Annotated in this window: 1 protein-coding gene; it reads left to right on the forward strand. The window is 65.1% G+C overall.

What is annotated here, in order from left to right:
* Positions 1 to 120: 120 nt before the first annotated feature.
* Positions 121 to 608: flavodoxin (locus FCU66_RS40855; protein ID WP_246094219.1), on the forward strand; the 488-nt coding region annotated here is incomplete at its 3' end.

The raw sequence follows: 608 nt of genomic DNA on the forward strand, positions 1-608 counted from the left end.
TCGGAATCAGGACACTAGATTGACTGATGACAAAGGTTCTCATCCTCGGCGCCATCGTGCAGGGCGATCGCTATCCGGCGCACCTGCAGGTGCGGCGCTGAGCAGGCACAGGAGAGCGAGATGAGCCAACCGGGCCTGTTCTCAAGACGGGGTGCACTGATGACCGCGCTTGCATTGCCACTTGGGGCCGGACTGGGTGCCGGATCGAGCCTGCCTGCCGGCGCGTCGAGCGCGCGACAGGCGGGCGGCGCCAAGGTGCTGGTGGCGTACTACACCCGCACCGGCAACACGCGTGTCATCGCACGCCAGATCAGCCGGGCCCTGCGAGCGGATCTTTTCGAGATCCGGACCGTCGATCCCTACCCGGAAGACTACGAGCAGCAGGTCGCGGTGGCGGAGCAGCAGCGGGTGTCCGGGTTCGAACCGCCGCTCGCCGCCACGGTGCCCGACATCAAATCCTGCGAGACGGTGTTCCTCGGATTTCCGATCTGGGGAATGACCGCGCCGTCGGTGATCCGCTCCTTCCTGGCGACACACGATCTGTCCGGCAAGACATTGGTGCCGTTCATCACCCATGGCGGCTACGGCCTAGGTGTGAGCTTTCGGGA

This window comes from Mesorhizobium norvegicum (assembly GCF_004919685.1).
Taxonomy (GTDB): Bacteria; Pseudomonadota; Alphaproteobacteria; order Rhizobiales; family Rhizobiaceae; genus Mesorhizobium; species Mesorhizobium norvegicum.